Source organism: Pedobacter sp. 05L430 (assembly GCF_056397585.1).
The window spans coordinates 1-18,608 of sequence record NZ_JBFTNT010000064.1 but is presented as its reverse complement, the minus strand read 5'-3'; the positions used below and the strand labels follow the sequence as shown (position 1 = coordinate 18,608).

Sequence of the window (18,608 nt, the reverse complement as noted above, 5' to 3'; positions counted from 1 at the left end):
TTACTACCATGTTCAATGCTCAACTCGATAATCAAAACAGTAGAAATGTAACTCCGGCTATTATAAACAATGCTGCATTTTCTACAGGAACAGGATCAACAGAAAGAAAGGTTTATTGGGAAAGTCAGACCTATATGAACTACAACAAAACTTTTGGCAAAGACCATACAGTAACTGGTGTAGCTGGTTTTACTGCCGATAGAAGACGTAGGGATGAGTATAGAATCAGGGTAGAGGAGTTGTTGAGTGACGATATTTTTACTTCGAATGTGGGGATAATTGACCCTACAAATACGGGAACATTTGCGACAGCAAATTCAAATGTATCATTGCTGGCAAGGGGATCATATAGCTATAAAGGAAGATATATTGTTCAGGGAACTATCCGCAGAGACGGATCTTCAAGATTTGGAGAAAATAACAAATGGGGAAATTTTATATCTATGTCGGCCGCATGGCGATTCTCTGATGAGAAATTTATGGATTGGAGCAAAAGTTTTCTGGATGATGCAAAGTTAAGATATAGTTATGGGTCAGCGGGAAATGATGCTATCGGCGATTATCAATCGTATACTACCATAAATTTTGGCGGTAACTATTATAACGGGTTAAGCGGAGCAGCAGAGAATGTGGTTTTAGGAAATTCGCTTATCCAATGGGAAACAGCTACATCTGCCAATTATGGAATAGACCTTACCATGATCAAAGGAAGGTTAACTTTTACAGCAGAGTACTATAACAAAACCACGAAAGACCTGCTTTATCAGAGCGAGCTGGCTAAAGAAACAGGAAAAACTCAGGTTGCAGTAAATTTAGGTACCATAGAAAATACAGGTCTGGAATTTACCGTTGTGGGCACTCCAATTAAAACCGAGAAGTTTGGCTGGGACGTAAATGCAAACATTACATTCCCTAAAGCAAGAGTGAAGAAACTTGCTGATGGTACTGCATTTTTATCGGGTAATAAATGGCTGRTACAGGAAGGTGGTAAAATCGGTGACTTCTTTATTTTTAAGAATCTTGGTGTTTACCAATACGATGTGTCAAATGCATATACACCCGAAGGTAAAAGACTTACTCCTATAAACGTGGTGGTTAGTGAAGATGGTAGCACAGTGACCAGTTTTGGAGGATATACTTTAGATGGGCAACCATACACCGGAACTGTTAAAAGTAAATATTATAACAATGTAAAACTGCAAGGTGGTGACACTGAGTGGTTTGATGCTAATAATGACGGAAATATTGACGACAATGATAAGATCATTGCCGGAAATGGTTTGCCAACTTATTATTTCGGACTAAGTAATACCTTTAGATACAAGAGATTTTCATTGAGCTTCTTGTTTAATGGTCAGTTCGGTAATAAAATCTATAACAGGGTAGCTGCTGACCAGAACCGATTTAACTCTACTTATTCTCCGCCAACACCGGATGCTGCACTTACTTCATGGTATAAGCAAGGTGATGTAACCAAATATCCTATGGCATCACGCAAGGATACAAGAGGAAACATGCGTTATGAACAAAACAGTCTTTATCTGGAAGATGGCGCATTTATCAGGTTAAGCAGTGCCAGATTGGCCTTTACGCTTGATCCTAAAATAGCCGCAAAGGCTAAAATGAAATCGGCAACGGTTTATGTTTTTGGACAGAACCTTTTAACCTGGACAAATTACAGCTTGTTTGATCCCGAGTTCAGTACCTCAAATCAGCTACAACCGGGTAATGATTCTGGTCGATACCCTAAAATAAGAGAATTCGGTTTGGGCGTTAACCTTACATTTTAAAATCAGAAATCATGAAGAAAATATTATATATAAGTGCGGTATTTAGTGTAGTTCTTTTTTTAGGCAGCTGCAAAAAGTTCCTTACCGAAGAACCATTAACACAGGTGTCTGCCAAGAATTATTTTAAATCATTAAAAGATGTAAATGCTGCTATGGCCGGTGTTTACGGATCCTTTCAGCAGGTAATGACAGGTACGGGGGCAAATTTTAGCGGTAAGTACCATTATTGGGGAGAGGCCMGATCAGATAATTTTGATTTGCATCCTGGTTATAACAACATTACCATGCAGGAGCTTTCATTAAACAACCTTACCTCGGGAAATGCACAGTCATCGTGGGCCGAGCTGTACAGAACTATTGGAAGAGCAAACACCGCAATCAAATACATTCCACAAGCGGCTTCTTTAGATAACCAGATTACTCCGGCAATAAGGGATAAGAATTTGGCAGAATGTTATGCAATGAGGGCAATGTGCTATTTCTATATCATCAGGCTCTGGGGAGATGCACCAATATGGACTGAACCATATGATGATTTTTCACAGGAAGATGAGAGGCCAAGAGAATCTAAGGATAAGATCATGAAGGAGATTATTCTTGCTGATCTGGWAAAAGCATATTCATTAACGCAGAAACTTCAAACGCCTAATGTATGGTTAATCGGTGAGGCTGGTATAGCTGCAATTGCAGCAGATGCTTACATGTGGAACGCAGGTGCAAATAACCAGCCTCAGGATTATGAGAATGCAATAATGTGGATCAAAAGAGTTTTTGCAGCAAAAGCACCTTCGGGCAAGGTGTATGGTGGTAATGAGATCACAGATCTTGAGAGCCAGGCAGATTGGAAACCGAAATTGTTTCTTGATCCAACAGGTTCTAAAGAGGCGATCTGGAGCATTTACTGGGATAACTTAAATAACGGTTGCGCGTGCATTCCAGTTTCAATAGGAGAGTCTAACACTACCATTCGACTGGATTCAGTAATTCACAACGATTGGAAACTGAATAAAGCTGATACCAGAGTGACTAAAACACTTGATACTTTGAAAACGCTGGCACATTTCGATAGGTTACTTAAATATTATGATGTTCCGGGTTCTGGTTTCCCGGGAGGTGGCAAGCCTGCTAAAGAGTACAATGTTTACCTGGTGATGTACCGTTTAGGTGATGTTTATCTTTCTTATGCTGAAGCGCTAAATAAAACGGGCGACCGTGCAGGAGCCTTGAAATACCTGAATTTTATTAGGGTGCGTGCTGGTTTGGCCGCGCTGTCTGCTGATGATCCTTCGGTTGCAAATGAAACTGCTATGGAAGATACCATCCTTCAGGAAAGAAGATATGAGCTTTTTGGAGAAGGTAAAAGATGGTTTGACCTGGTTCGTACTAACCATGTGAACAAAATAATGGATCCTGTAATTAACAGAAGACTTACCAGGCTGCAAGGTGGAGTGCCTGCAACCGGTGGTTTTGGGCCGTTGAAAGAAAAACTGTTGTGGCCGATAAACCGCTTTGTTCTGGAAGACAACAGGCAATTAGTTCAAAATCCAACTTACAATTAATGATCAGGAAAATGAAGAATTTATTTAGAAATATATTAACGGTAGCCACTGTTGCTACTTTAATTTCGGGATGTTCTCTTGCAGGGCTGGACTTGCAGGAAAACTACGACAGGGTTCCGCATACTGTAGACCCAAAGATCTATAAGAGTACATGGCAATACCTAAAGGACAGATCCAGAGGGGCTAATAGCGAGGCAAGGATATTTGACAGGATGATGGAAGCTATTGAGTATTCCGGGATAGATACAAATGAATACAAAAAGCCGAACAGAACATTTATACTGCTAAATAACGGTGCTGTTACTGGTACCAACTTTTGGGGTACCTATAAAATAAATAATAAAGTTGCGACAAAATGGGACGATTATCCTAAAGAGTTTGTTAAAAACTACCTCTTGTATCTTATTGTGGAGGGACAGCATGATCACTTTACCATTCCTGCGCTTCAAACAATAGAAGGCAATACACTGGCACCAAAAGGCTACTGGAATCAGTTACCGGTGGGTATTACATCAACCAGTGTTTTTTTGCCTAACCCTAATTCAATTATGACCATTAAGGTGCTTAATTCATCGCCATCTAATACCTCTGATTATCCGATTGTGTTAAATGAGGTATTGAATGTTAGAACCAGCAGCATACAGGCAACAAATGGCTCCATACATGTAATTGGGGGAGTATTAACCACAAGTATTCCTGAATAGTCCTTAGAAACCGATTATACCTATAAATTATATTGATAAAAGTGAAAAAATACAGACTGATACTCTTTTTAGGATTGCTGATTTGCAACCAATACTTATTTGCACAACAAAAACAACGTTTATCCGGAAACTGGGAATATTTAAAAGGCGATCTGGGAGGTGTTTGGGAAGCGGTAAGGCCAGTTAAGGAAGGCAATCCGGAAAGTGTTCCGTTTTGGCAGAAGGTTACGCTACCGCATTGCTTTAATGCTACCGATGCGGTAGATCCTGATGTGAATTACTATCAGGGGCCAGGCTGGTATCGTACACAGCTAACAATTGCCAACCCATACCAAAAGGGAAGAACTTTGCTTCACTTTGAGGGTGCCGGACAAAAAACACAGGTTTACATCTACAACAAAAAGGTAGGTGAACATGTTGGCGGCTACGATGAATTCACTATTGATATAACAGATGAGGTGGAGGCCTTCAAAAAAAATGAAGTCTTTCAAAAGGAATTTAAGGGCAAAATTCCTGTAGAAATACGCTGCGACAATTCAAGGGATCTGGAAATGATCCCTTCCAGCTTATCCGATTTTAATGTATATGGTGGTTTGTACCGCTATGTAAATTTGGTTTATACTCCACAGGTATCTTTAGATAAAGTATTTGCCGATGCAAGCGTTGATGCAAAAGGCGGTTCAGGTAGATTAACGGTGGCGGCCAGATTATTAAACCCGGATGGGATTGATACAATTTCTGTAAAGATTAATCTTAAAGATCCGCAGGGTAATGTAATCTCGAGCTGGAAAAAGGAAATCAGGGCTTTTACAGGCGATAAGGTGCTTTRGGATACCGTGGTTAAAAACCCAAAACTCTGGTCTACCGATCAACCCAATCTTTACACCGTTGAAACTATTGTGAACGTTAAAAGCGAAACAAGTGTTCACCAGGAAAAGATMGGGTTCAGAAATTTCGAGTTCGTAAAAAAGGGCCCTTTCATGCTGAATGGCAAAAGAATGCTGTTAAGAGGAACGCACAGGCACGAAGATCATGCCGGAGTAGCGCAGGCAATGACCGAGGACATGATAAAGCAGGAAATGATGATGATGAAAGATATGGGCGTAAACTTTATCCGCCTGGGCCATTATCAGCAATCGAGAATAGTGCTTGATCTGTGCGACAGCCTGGGAATATTGGTATGGGAGGAAATTCCATGGTGCCGTGGCGGTTTAGGTGGCGATATTTATAAAGATCAGGCACGCAGGATGCTGACCAATATGATTKAGCAGCATTACAATCATGCCTCAATAATTATCTGGGGGCTTGGCAATGAAAATGACTGGCCAGGGGATTTTGCTGAATTTGAGAAGGACAAGATCAGGGCTTTTATGAAAGAGTTAAACGACCTTTCGCATAAGCTGGATCCATCAAGGAAAACAGCGATTAGAAGATGTGATTTCTGCAAAGACATTGTTGATGTTTATTCGCCTTCTATATGGGCAGGTTGGTACCGTGGTATTTATACGGAGTATAAGGAAGCCTCTAAAAAGGAATTTGAAAGTGTAGACCATTTTCTGCATGTAGAATGGGGTGGCGATAGTCATGCCGGCCGCCATTCTGAGAGTCCGGATAAAGCATTAAGCCTGGTTAAAACAGGCGTAGGGGCAGATGAAAGAGAAGGTGATGCATCATTATATGGAGGTAGTGCAAGGGTATCTAAGGATGGCGACTGGAGCGAAAGCTATATTGTGAACCTGATAGACTGGCATTTAAAAGAGCAGGAATCTATGCCTTGGTTAACAGGTACAGCGTACTGGCCATTTAAAGATTTCTCTACACCAATTCGTCCGGATAATCCTGTTCCTTATGTGAATCAAAAAGGGGTTGTAGAGCGAGACTTTACCAAAAAAGAATCTTACTATGTTTTTCAGGCCTATTGGACAAAAATGCCGATGGTACATATTTACGGACATTCATGGCCGGTAAGATGGGGAGATGCAGGAGAGGAAAAAATGGTTAAAGTATATTCTAATTGCGATGAAGCTGAGCTTTTTGTGAACGGTAAAAGTTTGGGCAAGAAAAAACGAAACATTAAAAGCTTCCCGGCGCTGGGTTTAAGGTGGATGGTGAAACTAAATGAAGGAACCAATAACTTTAAAGTAGTGGCTACTAAGGATGGTAAGACTATAACGGATGAGATCAGTCAACAGTACCAGACTGCAAAATGGACTAAACCGGCTAAAATGGTATTAGAAAAAGTTTCAGAAAAAGAAGGAGTTGCAACAATTCAGGTAAAATTGACTGATGATAAAGGTATATTGTGTCTGGATGCCGCAAATTACATCACATTTGGCTTAATTGGAGATGGAAGTCTGGTAGACGATCAGGGGACTTCCAGCGGATCGAGAAAAGTGCAGCTAAGTAACGGGCATGCAATTATTAGTGTAAAACTAAATGGCGGAAAAAGCGTAGCCAGTGTTAAGGCAACTGGAATACCTTCTGCATTTATAGAACTTTAAATGAGTACAATGAAATTAAAGCAGGCTTTATTATCAGGCGCTATCCTAATGAGTATCGGCGCAGAGGCACAAACAAATAACCTTAAATTGTGGTATAATAAACCGGCAAAGGCCTGGGAAGAGGCATTGCCTTTAGGCAATGGTAAAACCGGCGCAATGGTTTATGGTCGCGTAAACCGCGAGCGCATCCAGTTAAACGACAATACACTTTGGTCTGGCTTTCCAGATGCTGGCAACAATGTTAACGGTCCGCAGGTTTTGCCTCAGGTTCGTAAAGCAATTTTTGAAGGCAATTACGATCAGGCTGCCCTACTTTGGAAAAAGATGCAGGGTCCATATTCGGCAAGGTATTTACCATTGGGCGAGCTTTATATTCTGGATAACCGCAAGGATAGTGTAACCACATCATACAAAAGAGAACTGGATATCAATACCGCCATTTCTGCAGTGAATTATACTATTGATGGGGTAACTTACAAAAGAGAAGTTTTTACCAGTTATCCGGATAAAGCATTACTGGTGAGGATAACCTCCAGCAAGCCGGGTGCTTTAAACTTTAAAGCCGGGTTAGCAAGTAAGCTGCGGTTTAATGTTAATGGTGCAGATCAGAACGGGCTTATCCTTACAGGGAAGGCACCAAAATATGTAGCAAACAGAGATTACGATCCGAAACAAATAGAATACGATGAGCAATCGGGAGAGGGGATGAACTTCGAGATTCGTATTAAAGTAAAAAATGAAGGGGGTACCGTAAAAATCAATAACCAGCAGGTAGAAGTAGCCAATGCAAATGCAGTGACGATATACTTGTCAGAGGCCACGAGTTTTAACGGCTTTGATAAATCTCCCGGTTTAAACGGCAAAGACCCTTCCGTTGAAACTAAAGCAAATCTGGACAAGGTTTATGCAAAAGCATATAATGATTTAAAAGCTAAGCATGTTGCCGATTATCAGCAGTTGTTTAAAAGAGTAGGGTTTCAGCTAAAAGCAAACCCTGCGGCAGAACAGCAACCCACAAATGAGCGTTTGCTGCAATATGCAAAGAACAAAAACGATCAGGGATTGCAAACATTGTATTATCAGTTTGGCAGGTATTTAATGATTGCAGCATCCAGACCAGGTTCACGACCTTCCAATTTGCAGGGAATCTGGAATGATATGGTACAACCACCTTGGGGCAGTAATTATACCACAAACATTAATACCGAGATGAATTACTGGCTGGCAGAAAACACAAACCTTTCTGAATGTCACGAGCCGCTGTTTAATTTTATGAAGGAGTTGGCGGTAAATGGCGCTAAAACAGCCAAGGTTAATTATAATATAAACAAGGGCTGGGTGGTACACCACAACTCTGATCTTTGGGCTAAGAGCTCCCCTCCAGGTGGTTACGATTCAGACCCTAAGGGGATGCCAAGATGGTCTGCATGGCCTATGAGTGGTGCCTGGTTTAGCACCCATTTATATGAGCATTACCAATTTACTGGCGACAAAGTTTTCTTAAAAAATACCGCTTATCCATTAATGAAAGGAGCTGCCGAGTTTATGCTGCAATGGCTCATTAAGGACCCTAACAGCAATTATTTAATCACAAATCCGTCTACCTCTCCTGAAAATACGGTAAAAATAAAAGGTAAAGAATATCAGCTCTCTATGGCCTCAACCATGGATATGTCTATTCTGCGACAGCTTTTTACAGATATTATTGCTTCCTCGGAAGCCTTAAATGAGGATGCAGATTTTAGAGCAGAGCTGATCGCTGCACGCGAGAAGCTGTATCCGTTTCATATTGGTCAGTATGGTCAGTTACAGGAATGGTTTCAGGATTGGGATGATCCAAAAGATACCCATCGACACATCTCTCATTTGTTTAGCTTATATCCCGGGAATCAGATTTCTGTATTTGAAACACCTGAACTGGCGAGCGCTGCAAAACAATCTATGATATACAGAGGAGATGTAAGCACAGGATGGTCTATGGCCTGGAAAATAAACTGGTGGGCCAGGTTACAGGATGGCAATCATGCCTATAAAATACTGGAAGATGCTTTTGCCTATATAGACCCCACAAAAGAAAAGGAACAAATGAGCGGAGGTGGAACTTAYCCCAATCTCTTTGATGCACATCCTCCATTTCAGATTGATGGAAACTTTGGTGCAACGGCAGGCATGACCGAAATGCTTTTACAAAGTCAGGACGGGATGCTAAGCTTATTGCCAGCCTTACCAGATGCCTGGAAAGAAGGGAGCATAAAAGGAATTAAAGCCAGGGGCAATTTTGTTGTAAACCTTGATTGGAAGAACGGAAAGCTTGCACAAGCACTTATAAAGTCGGAAATTGGTGGTAACTGCCGCCTAAGAACCTTGCAAAAAGTAAAGGTGGTGGAAGCAGATGCACAGCATGTGAACGGATCAAACCCAAATCTACTTACACAACTACCGTACAAACCGCAATATAAGAACAATGCTAAATCTGCTTTGCAATCTGTTCCGGTACAGCAAGGCTATATAGTTGATTTTAAAACAGAAAAAGGAAAAACCTATAAAATAATTACCCTATAAAATTGCCTTCATGAACAAAATATTTAAATACCCGATGTATCTGTTGCTCTTACTTTTAACTACTGATCTTGCCGCACAGGATATTAAATGGGAAGTAGTGGCTCCAGGTGTATGGAAAGGCAGTGTCGGGAAACCAGAGGCTTATAACCTATTAACTGCTTCAGGTGCTACACCATCTGCTGATGGACTAAAAAACATGGGTGATGCACCATTCCCATTTGAAAAAAGCGAAATCACCGGAAAACTATCAGATGGTAAAACCTATCTGCGCTTTCCATTAGATAAAAAAGAGCAGCTTTATGGCTTTGGATTAAACTTCCAAACGGTGCACCAGCGCGGTAAAATCCTTGAACTCCATGTAGATCATTATGGAGGTAAAGACAATGGACGCACCCATGCACCAACGCCATTTTACGTTTCATCTAATGGATACGGCGTTTTTGTAAATTCAGCACGTTATTTAAAAGTATTTGCAGGTTCCTCGGTTAAAAGAGATGGTGCCAACGTGCCTGAAGCCAAAGATCGTAATACAGATAAAAGCTGGTCGGCCCGCCCTTATTCTGATGGTGTAGAGATACTTGTTCCTGCAGAAGGTGTAGAGTTTTATGTTTTTGCAGGCCCAAAACCATTAGATGCCGTTCGTAGGTATAACCTGCTTAATGGAGGTGGTGTGTTGCCACCACGTTGGGGTTTAGGTTTTACACAGCGGGTTAAAACCTTGTTTACTTCTAAGGATGTGGAAGACGAAGCTAAAGCATTTCAGGACAAAGGCTTTCCGTTAGATTTTATCGGACTGGAGCCGGGATGGCAAAGCAGAGCCTACCCATGCACATTTGAGTGGGATACTAAGCGCTATCCAGAACCTGCTGCTTTTGTAAAAGAGATGCTGGGTAAAGGCATCAGACTTAACCTGTGGACTAACCCTTATGTATCGCCGGAAGCGTCGATTTATAAGACAATTAAACCCTATACTGCTGACCATACGGTTTGGGTTGGGGCAGTTCCTGATCTAACCATGCCCGAGGCCCGCGATATTTTCTTCGGACAGCTTAAAAAGAGCCAGGTAGATATTGGCATAAGCGGATATAAATTTGATGAGGTAGATGGCTATGACCATTATTTATGGCCTGATGTAACGATATTCCCATCGGGTAAAAGTGCAGAGCAATTGCGCCAAACCTATGGCCTGCTTATTCAGCGCTACAGCGCTGCCTTATATCATGAGCGTAACCAACGTACTTATGGATTGGTACGGGCTTCTAATGGTGGTGGCAGTTCATTGCCTTATGTAATTTATAACGATTACTATAACCATGAAGATTTTATTACCGCTTTAATAAACAGCAGTTTTGCTGGGGTATTGTGGACTCCCGAAGCGAGGGCATCTAAAACCGGAGAGGAATGGTTGCGTCGTATGCAGTCGGTAGTTTTCTCGCCAATGGCAATGATCAATGCGTGGTCTAGCGGTACAAAACCGTGGTCGTACCCGGAAGTAGAACAGCAAGTGAAAGACATGGCAATTTTGCGTATGCAAATGATGCCTTACTGGTACAGCGAGTTTGCGAAATACCACTTTCAGGGAATCCCTCCGTTTAGGGCAATGAACCTGGAGGAAGGTTATCAATCTGATGTTAAAAAAGAAGTAAAAAGCACCAATCTTGAAGATAATCCTTATGTAGAGGCAGTGAGTAAAGAGGTTAAAGATCAGTACATGGCAGGCGAGTATCTGTTAGTTGCTCCTATGTTTACCGGAAAGCAAACGCGCACAGTAATATTTCCTAAAGGCAAATGGTTCGATTTTTATACCGGTAAATATGCGGGTGATGGAGAGGTGATCACTGTTACACCAGGACTGGATAAAATACCTGTATATGTTAAAGACGGTGGCATTATCCCAATGGGRCCGGCCTTACTACATGCACCAAAACCTAACGAAAAAGTAAATCTGGAAATCAGGTATTATGGTAGCAAGCCTGCAAAATATCAGCTTTATGATGATGATGGTGAGACCTTTAATTATGAAAAAGGAGGGTATAGCTTTAGAGAGATCAGCATCTCTAAAACAGCAGGTGGTAAACTGAAAACAAGTATATCTAAAGCCGAAAACGGAAAGCCAAATACAATTGATAAAGTAACTTTTAAAGCAATGACCAATTAGCAGCAATGATTAGAAAATTCGTACTTATCTTCTTTACAGCCATAGTGGTAATGATGGTGCAGCAATCGTGTTCATCCATAAAAAAAGCGCCTGTTAATGTGTTAAAAACGCAGATAATGGAGCAGGCCAACTGGGCTATGCAGCAAGAACCGGTTACCGTTACAGCCGAAACTTCCTTAAGAAGTGCAGGTGGTAAGCACGACTTCTATTCGGAGGGCGACTACTGGTGGCCTGATCCTAAAGATGCAAACGCGCCTTATATTCAAAAAGATGGGATGACCAATCCGGATAATTTTGTTGCCCATCGGTTGGCGATGATCCGGTTCAGCAAAATCATTGGAGCACTTGCATCTGCTTATAAAATAACAGGAGATGATAAATATGTAAAGCAGGCAATGGTTCATTTAGAAGCCTGGTTTATAAATGCTGCTACTTTAATGAATGCAAACCTGCAATATGCACAGGCAATTAAAGGCAGGTTTACAGGCAGAGGGATAGGAATAATTGATACCATACAACTATTAGAGGTTGCACAAGGTGTTATAGTGATGCAACAGGTACTAGATCCAAAGGTTTTATCGGGAACCAGAAAATGGTTTACAGAATACCTGGGCTGGTTAATGAGCCATCCTTATGGCAAAGCAGAAATGAATGCTCAGAACAATCATGGAACCTGCTTTACCATGCAGGTCGCATCCTTTGCTAAACTTACAGGGGATGAGAAATTGCTTAACTTTTGCAAAGAAAGGTATAAAACAGTGTTGTTGCCAGATCAAATGGCGGTAGATGGAAGCTTTCCGAGAGAACTGTCGAGAACAAAACCTTATGGTTATTCCATTTTTAATTTAGATGCCATGACTACGCTTTGCCAGATACTTTCTACTAAAACCGATAATTTATGGGAGTATAAGACGGTTGACGGGAAATCTATTGAGAAGGGGATTAGCTATCTTTATCCTTACCTGGCTGATAAAAGCAAGTGGACTTTAAAACCTGATGTGATGTATTGGGAAAACTGGCCCGTTGCACAGCCAGCTTTGATATTTGGAGCACAGGCATTTCATAAAACAGAATGGTTAAACACCTGGTTAAAGCTGGAGCATGACCCAAAAGTAGAAGAAGTAATCAGAAACCTACCGGTAAGAAATCCTTTGATATGGCTAAACTAAACTATAAAAACATTTCTTTATTTCTATTACTTCTGCTATTGTGCAGCACCGCACAGAGTCAGGTTTCGGGAGATGAAGATGTAAACATGTTTAATCAGGCCTTGCAAAGAGATCAGAAAGCCATAGATGCAGCAACAGCAGGATGGTGGCGCAAATCTATGAAAACGCACGATCAGCGCATCGCGTGGTGGCGAGAGGCACGCTTTGGAATGTTCATTCATTGGGGACTTTACTCAAACCCTGCGGGAGAGTGGAAAGGCAAAAAAGTAAATGGCTATTCGGAACATTTGATGCGGAAAGAAAAGATCACAAGGGCCGCATATCTTGATCTGGCACATGAATTTAACCCATTAAAATTTAATGCCGAAGAATGGATTTTAAAAGCAAAGAATGCTGGTGTGGGGTACTTTATCATTACCGCTAAACATCACGATGGCTTTGCAATGTATGACAGTAAAGTGTTCGATTTTAATGTAATGCAACAAACACCGTTTAAGAGAGATCCAATGGCGGAACTGGCAGCAGCAGCTAAAAAGTACAACATGAAGTTTGGATTTTATTATTCTCATGCTTTTGACTGGGAACATCCCGATGCACCCGGAAACGACTGGGAATACCAAAATCCCGGAGGTGATAAATTATTGGGTGGTGCAAACTGGTTCGATAGTCACCCGGAATGGCTTCCTAAAGCTGTGAAATATGTAGATCAAAAGKCCATTCCTCAAATAAAAGAGTTAATTAACAAGTATCATCCCGATATACTTTGGTTTGATACCCCACATAAACTACCGCTTTCTGAAAATCTGAGGATACTGGAAGCCATCCGTGAAACAGATCCAAATATCGTTGTCAACGGCAGACTTGCAAGAAGTAATTACGGCAACTTTGGCGATTACCTAAACACGGGCGATAGGCCAGCCGAACTGAGAACGGTAGAAGGCGACTCAGAGGCAATTCCAACAACGAATGAGTCGTATGGTTACTCAAAACACGACAACAGTCATAAATCTCCTAAATTCTTTATACAACTTCTGGCAACCAGTGCTTCAAGGGGTGGTAATCTTTTAATGAATATTGGTCCAAAAGGCGATGGTAGTTTTGATGAAAAAGATATCAGGATATTAGATGAAATAGGAACCTGGATGAAAACCAATTCAGCCAGCATTAAAGGCACAAAACGTTCAGCCTTACCTATCCCTGCATGGGGTGTTATTACTCAGAAAGCTAACCTGCTTTACCTTCATGTATTTGACTGGCCAGCGGATGGTAATCTGCTTGTTGGAGGCTTAAAGAGCAATGTAAGTAACGCTTATCTTTTGGCGGATCCTTCGGAAAAGAAATTGATAATCAAACGCTTAACGCCTGAAGATGCTGTAGTCACTTTGCCTCAAAAAGTGCCAGATGCTATTGATGCTGTTGTTGTACTGGAAGTAAAAGGCAATATACTTGCCGATACGGTAAGACGGTTAGTAAAAAACACTACCAACAGACTGCTTGCTTTTGATGCCCAACTGCATGGTAAGAAATTTACTTTTGGCGATGGTAAAGCAGACCGCTATTATGTGGATGGGTGGAGGCTAAAGGACCAATACCTATCGTGGACCTTAAAATCACTTCAAGCAGCCAAATATAAAGTAGTAGTTAAATATATTGCAGGCTCAACTTCTGGAGCTGCTTATGAAATCCAATTGGGAACTACTAAAATTAACACATCCGTAGTTCCTCCGGCCGATGGAATGGTAACCTCACAGGATGCAGGTGTTATTTCGGCGTCGGTGGGTATACAACTGCTTACCATTAAACCAACACAAATTAAAGGAGCTGAGCTAATGAAACTGTTAGAGGTACAGCTAATTCCTATTCAATAAAACCTATAAAGCATTACCCAATCATGAATAAATATATTTCTACCGCACTTATTTTATCTGTTTTTCAATTACCATCCCTTGCGCAAAAGATCAATGTAAAAAAGGCATTTGAGCAGGCATCGCAACAAACAGAGTTGATGCTTAAAGAAGTAGATCAGGCAAAGGCAGCTTCCGGTAAATCCGAACTGGTTTCGCCCAGAACGTTAGATCATGGCAATTTAAAACTGGTAGCCTCCAAAGACTGGACAAGCGGTTTTTTCCCAGGAGAACTATGGTTTTTATACGAATATACAGGTAAAGAAAACTGGCTGACACAGGCAAAGAAATTTTCTGCTGACATAGAAAAGGAAAAGCTAAATGGCGTAACCCACGATATGGGGTTTAAAGTGTACTGCAGTATCGGAACCGGATACAGGCTTACCAAAGATCCACACTACAAAGAAGTAATTATCGAATCTGCGCAGACATTGAGTAAAAGATTTAATCCTAAAACTGGAGTGATCCGATCATGGGATCATAGTACGGATAAGTGGGTGAACCCGGTAATTATAGACAATATGATGAATCTGGAACTGCTTTTTGAAGCAACTAAGCTTACGGGTGATTCATCATTCTATAAAATTGCTGTGAGCCATGCCAACACTACGATGAAGAATCATTTCCGTGCAGATTATAGCTCTTATCATGTTATCGATTATGATCCAAACACAGGGGCGGTTTTAAAAAAGAATACCCATCAGGGATATAGTCATGAATCGGCATGGGCAAGAGGGCAGGCATGGGCGCTGTATGGTTATACTATGTGTTATCGCTATACAAAAGATCCAGCATATTTAAATCAGGCAGAGCATGTTACAGCCTTTATTCTTAATCACAAAAACATGCCAAAAGACCTGGTGCCTTACTGGGACTTTGATGCCCCTGGTATACCTAATGAGCCTCGAGATGCTTCTGCTGCTGCAGTAATTGTGTCTGGTCTTTACGAATTAAGCAAATATAGCAGCAATAAGAATTTATATAAAAGTAAAGCCAATCTCATGTTGCAGAGTTTAAGCACAAAGTATATTTCACCTGAAGGAGAGAATAAGGGCTTTATTTTATTACACAGTACAGGTTCAAAGCCATCTAACAGCGAAGTAGATGTACCGATTTCTTATGCAGATTATTATTATCTGGAAGCACTTTTAAGATACAAAGCATTAAATAAATAAGCCAATTAGGCTGAACGATAGGCAAAAAACAAAGAGTATTAACCAGTTATTACTCCCTAATTTAGGTATTGCTCAATTACATTTATCAAAATATAACATGCGTAGAATACTATTTTCAATAACGTTAGCGCTTCTCTTTCTGGGACAAACAGGCTACAGTCAGAAACAATTATCTAAAGATGAACGTATGAAATGGTGGCGAGAGGCCAAGTTTGGAATGTTCATTCACTGGGGTGTTTACGCACAGTTTGCAGGGGTTTATAAAGGTCATGAACAACTTAGGGGTGGGGCCGAATGGATCATGAACMGTTCTAAAATCCCGGTAGCCGAATATCAGGAAATGGCTAAAAGTTTTAATCCTGTAAAATACGATCCGGATGCATGGGTAAAAATGGCAAAAGACGCAGGCATGAAATATATCATCATTACTGCTAAACATCATGATGGATTTGCCTTGTTTAACTCAAAAGCCAGCAAGTGGGACATAACTGATGCCACGCCATACGGTAAAGATCTGTTAAAGCCTTTGGCTGAAGCTTGTAAAAAGCAAGGAATGAAACTTGGCTTTTACTACTCGCAGGCCCAAGATTGGAATAACGCAGGAGGATCTGCAGCAAGAAAGGTAATGACTGAAGGCTGGTTAAATCCGGACTCGGCAAAGGTCGACGCTTACACTGAAGCTCATCATGGACATTGGGATCCTGCCCAGGAAACCAAATCCTTTGCTCAGTATATTGATGAGGTATCGGTACCTCAGGTTAAAGAACTGATGACCAATTATGGCGATATAGCGGTGCTATGGTGGGATACCCCAACAAACATGACAGATGAAGCAGCGTTGAAATTACAGGATGCCTTAAAAACACAACCTCAGATTATTACCAACGACCGTTTAAAACGTCCTAATTTTCCGGGAGATACCAAAACTCCTGAACAAAAAATACCCAATCAGGCAGAGTTGGATGGAATGGACTGGGAAACCTGCATGACCATGAACGGAACCTGGGGATTTAGAACTTCAGATACCAAATGGAAATCGACAGAAACGCTGATCAGAAACCTTGCCGATATTGCCTCTAAAGGTGGTAATTACCTATTGAACATAGGGCCTAAGCCAGATGGAACTTTTCCTGAGGAAAGCATAGAACGATTAAAAGCCATTGGCAATTGGATGAAAGTAAATAGCGAAGCGATTTACGCGACCAAATCAAGTCCGATACCCCCGCTAGAATGGGGACGCTGTACCCGAAAAGAAACAGCCAAAGGTACCACGCTTTATTTCTCTGTATTTAATTGGCCATCAGATGGCAAATTGGTTATTCCTAATCTTAAAAATGAAGTGCTTTCAGCTACATTGTTAGCCACAAAAAGCAAGCTGAAAACCGCTACAGAAAATGGTGTTTTAACCATAGCACTACCTTCGGCAGCGCCAGATGCAATTGCAAGTGTAATAAAGGTTGAGTTTGAAGGTATTGTTGGAAATCAAATTCAGACGAAGCCCAAAGAAGCAATGAAAACAGGAGCACTAGATTAATTATAATGAAGAAAAATATAGTTCTGGGATTAATCCTTTTTCTGGGATTTAACTCTGCTTTAAGCGCAAAAGAATACAAAATAAAATCGGCTAAAGATCTGGAAGTTTTACATTTAAAACCAGGTGATAAGGTGATTATGCAAGTCGGAGAATGGAAAGATCAGCAATTGGTATTTAAAGGAACAGGCACCAAAAATCAGCCTGTTACTCTTACCAGCGCAACACCCGGCAGTATCACACTAAGTGGAAATTCTACGCTTAAAATTGATGGTGCATGGCTGGTCGTGGATGGTCTTTCCTTTGCAAATGGATATATCGACAAGGGTGATGTAGTACTATTCTCAACCAAATCAACATGGTGCAGACTAACGAATACTGCTATTGTTGAATATAATAACCCAGATAAAACAGCTGATTATCGATGGATATCTATGAATGGTTTTAATAACAGGGTAGATCATTGCTTTATCAAAGGTAAAAGCCATCAGGGGGTTACCCTTACGGTATGGCTGTCAGACAAGCCTAACTACCACAGAATAGACCATAACTATTTTGGAGAAAGACCGGAATTGGGAGGTAATGGCGGTGAAACTTTAAGGATAGGTAACAGCACCTGGTCCCTTCATGATTCAAAGACCATCATTGAAAACAACATATTTGAACATTGCGACGGAGAATTGGAAGCTGTATCTATTAAATCGTGCAAAAATATTATCCGCAACAACCTGTTTTATGAATGTAAAGCAACACTTACCCTGCGCCATGGCAATAACTCAGAAGTATACGGAAACTACTTTATAGGCAACAATAAACCAGGTACAGGCGGAATAAGGATAATTGCCGAAGGGCATAACGTGCACGACAATTACCTGCAAGGTATTACAGGAAAGAGTGTTAGCGCAGCAATTTCTATTATGGCCGGATTACCAAATCCGGAACTTAAAAGCCACTGGCAGGTTAAAAACGCAAGTATCATCAACAACCTGATCATTAACGCTACTGAACCCTTTTCAATAAGTGCTGGTTATAATCCAGGCAGGTATTTGCCACCATTAAACACCATTTTCTCAAAAAATGTAATTGTAACCGAACATGAACCGCTAAAATGGAATGATAACAAGGTAGAAATTGAATTTAAAGACAACCTGATTGTAGGTAATAGTGCTTTTGGTGAGCTTCCAAGAGGTTTTGCTGTTCAAAATATTAAGTTAAAAAAGGATCAAAATGGATTGTACTTAAGGCCTGATGAGTTAGCCCATGAGCCTTTTTGGAAAACCGAAGCTATTGGCCCATCTTGGGAAAAAGGCATGACCGAGGTATTTAAAATCGAATAAAGGCAAAAATAACCGTTCTTTTCGGAGTCTGGAACCTTTTGCCCGCATCGCTAAAAAGGGCAAAAGTTCCTAGGCCTCCTCTAAGAAGGTGATTTTTTAGGAAAGCAGGAGTACTAGCATGTACAAGAGTTTAACCTGTCAGGTTTATTTTGTACTTCTTGCTTTCAACTGTGCTTTAAACAAAGAAGAAGGCTCCAAATCTGATTGGTTTAGACCCT

Annotated in this window: 11 protein-coding genes; all 11 read left to right on the top strand. The window is 40.9% G+C overall.

What is annotated here, in order from left to right; all coding sequences use genetic code 11:
* A partial coding sequence (locus AC1DG9_RS11755; protein WP_477634668.1) for a SusC/RagA family TonB-linked outer membrane protein occupies nt 1-1,790 on the top strand: 1,790 nt, incomplete at its 5' end.
* An 11-nt stretch (nt 1,791-1,801) separates the two neighbouring features.
* Nucleotides 1,802-3,349: a RagB/SusD family nutrient uptake outer membrane protein gene (locus AC1DG9_RS11750; RefSeq protein WP_477634667.1), complete on the top strand. Its 1,548-nt coding sequence runs from the start codon at nt 1,802-1,804 to the stop codon at nt 3,347-3,349.
* Between the two features lie 11 nt (nt 3,350-3,360).
* Nucleotides 3,361-4,053, top strand: a complete 693-nt coding sequence (locus AC1DG9_RS11745) for a hypothetical protein (RefSeq protein ID WP_288883243.1) — start codon at nt 3,361-3,363, stop codon at nt 4,051-4,053.
* Nucleotides 4,054-4,094: 41 nt separating this feature from the next.
* Nucleotides 4,095-6,554 carry a glycoside hydrolase family 2 TIM barrel-domain containing protein gene (locus tag AC1DG9_RS11740; RefSeq protein WP_477634666.1) on the top strand — a complete coding sequence of 820 codons (2,460 nt, stop codon included), beginning with the start codon at nt 4,095-4,097 and terminating at the stop codon, nt 6,552-6,554.
* Nucleotides 6,555-6,563: 9 nt separating this feature from the next.
* Nucleotides 6,564-9,116, top strand: coding sequence for a glycoside hydrolase family 95 protein (locus AC1DG9_RS11735; protein ID WP_337716878.1), 2,553 nt, complete (start codon nt 6,564-6,566; stop codon nt 9,114-9,116).
* A gap of 10 nt (nt 9,117-9,126) precedes the next feature.
* Nucleotides 9,127-11,274, top strand: a complete 2,148-nt coding sequence (locus tag AC1DG9_RS11730) for a glycoside hydrolase family 31 protein (protein WP_337716880.1) — start codon at nt 9,127-9,129, stop codon at nt 11,272-11,274.
* A gap of 5 nt (nt 11,275-11,279) precedes the next feature.
* Nucleotides 11,280-12,443, top strand: coding sequence for an alginate lyase family protein (locus AC1DG9_RS11725; RefSeq protein ID WP_172660228.1), 1,164 nt, complete (start codon nt 11,280-11,282; stop codon nt 12,441-12,443).
* Nucleotides 12,431-14,311 (top strand): alpha-L-fucosidase, encoded by a 1,881-nt coding sequence (locus tag AC1DG9_RS11720; protein WP_477634665.1) that lies wholly within the window; start codon nt 12,431-12,433, stop codon nt 14,309-14,311. The genes AC1DG9_RS11725 and AC1DG9_RS11720 overlap by 13 nt, the downstream gene beginning before the upstream one ends.
* Nucleotides 14,312-14,334: 23 nt before the next feature.
* On the top strand, nt 14,335-15,522 hold the full coding sequence (locus tag AC1DG9_RS11715) for a glycoside hydrolase family 88 protein (RefSeq protein ID WP_337716884.1): 1,188 nt from the start codon (nt 14,335-14,337) through the stop codon (nt 15,520-15,522).
* 97 nt (nt 15,523-15,619) lie between these two features.
* Nucleotides 15,620-17,056 (top strand): alpha-L-fucosidase, encoded by a 1,437-nt coding sequence (locus AC1DG9_RS11710; protein WP_477634664.1) that lies wholly within the window; start codon nt 15,620-15,622, stop codon nt 17,054-17,056.
* A 5-nt stretch (nt 17,057-17,061) separates the two neighbouring features.
* Nucleotides 17,062-18,390: a polysaccharide lyase 6 family protein gene (locus AC1DG9_RS11705; RefSeq protein WP_288883256.1), complete on the top strand. Its 1,329-nt coding sequence runs from the start codon at nt 17,062-17,064 to the stop codon at nt 18,388-18,390.
* Nucleotides 18,391-18,608 lie beyond the last annotated feature (218 nt).

Excerpts from the sequence above, each read along its gene's own strand:
- AC1DG9_RS11745 (WP_288883243.1), top strand. The coding sequence starts at position 3,361 with ATGAAGAATTTATTTAGAAATATATTAACGGTAGCCACTGTTGCTACT.
- AC1DG9_RS11725 (WP_172660228.1), top strand. The coding sequence starts at position 11,280 with ATGATTAGAAAATTCGTACTTATCTTCTTTACAGCCATAGTGGTAATG.
- AC1DG9_RS11715 (WP_337716884.1), top strand. The coding sequence starts at position 14,335 with ATGAATAAATATATTTCTACCGCACTTATTTTATCTGTTTTTCAATTA.
- AC1DG9_RS11705 (WP_288883256.1), top strand. The coding sequence starts at position 17,062 with ATGAAGAAAAATATAGTTCTGGGATTAATCCTTTTTCTGGGATTTAAC.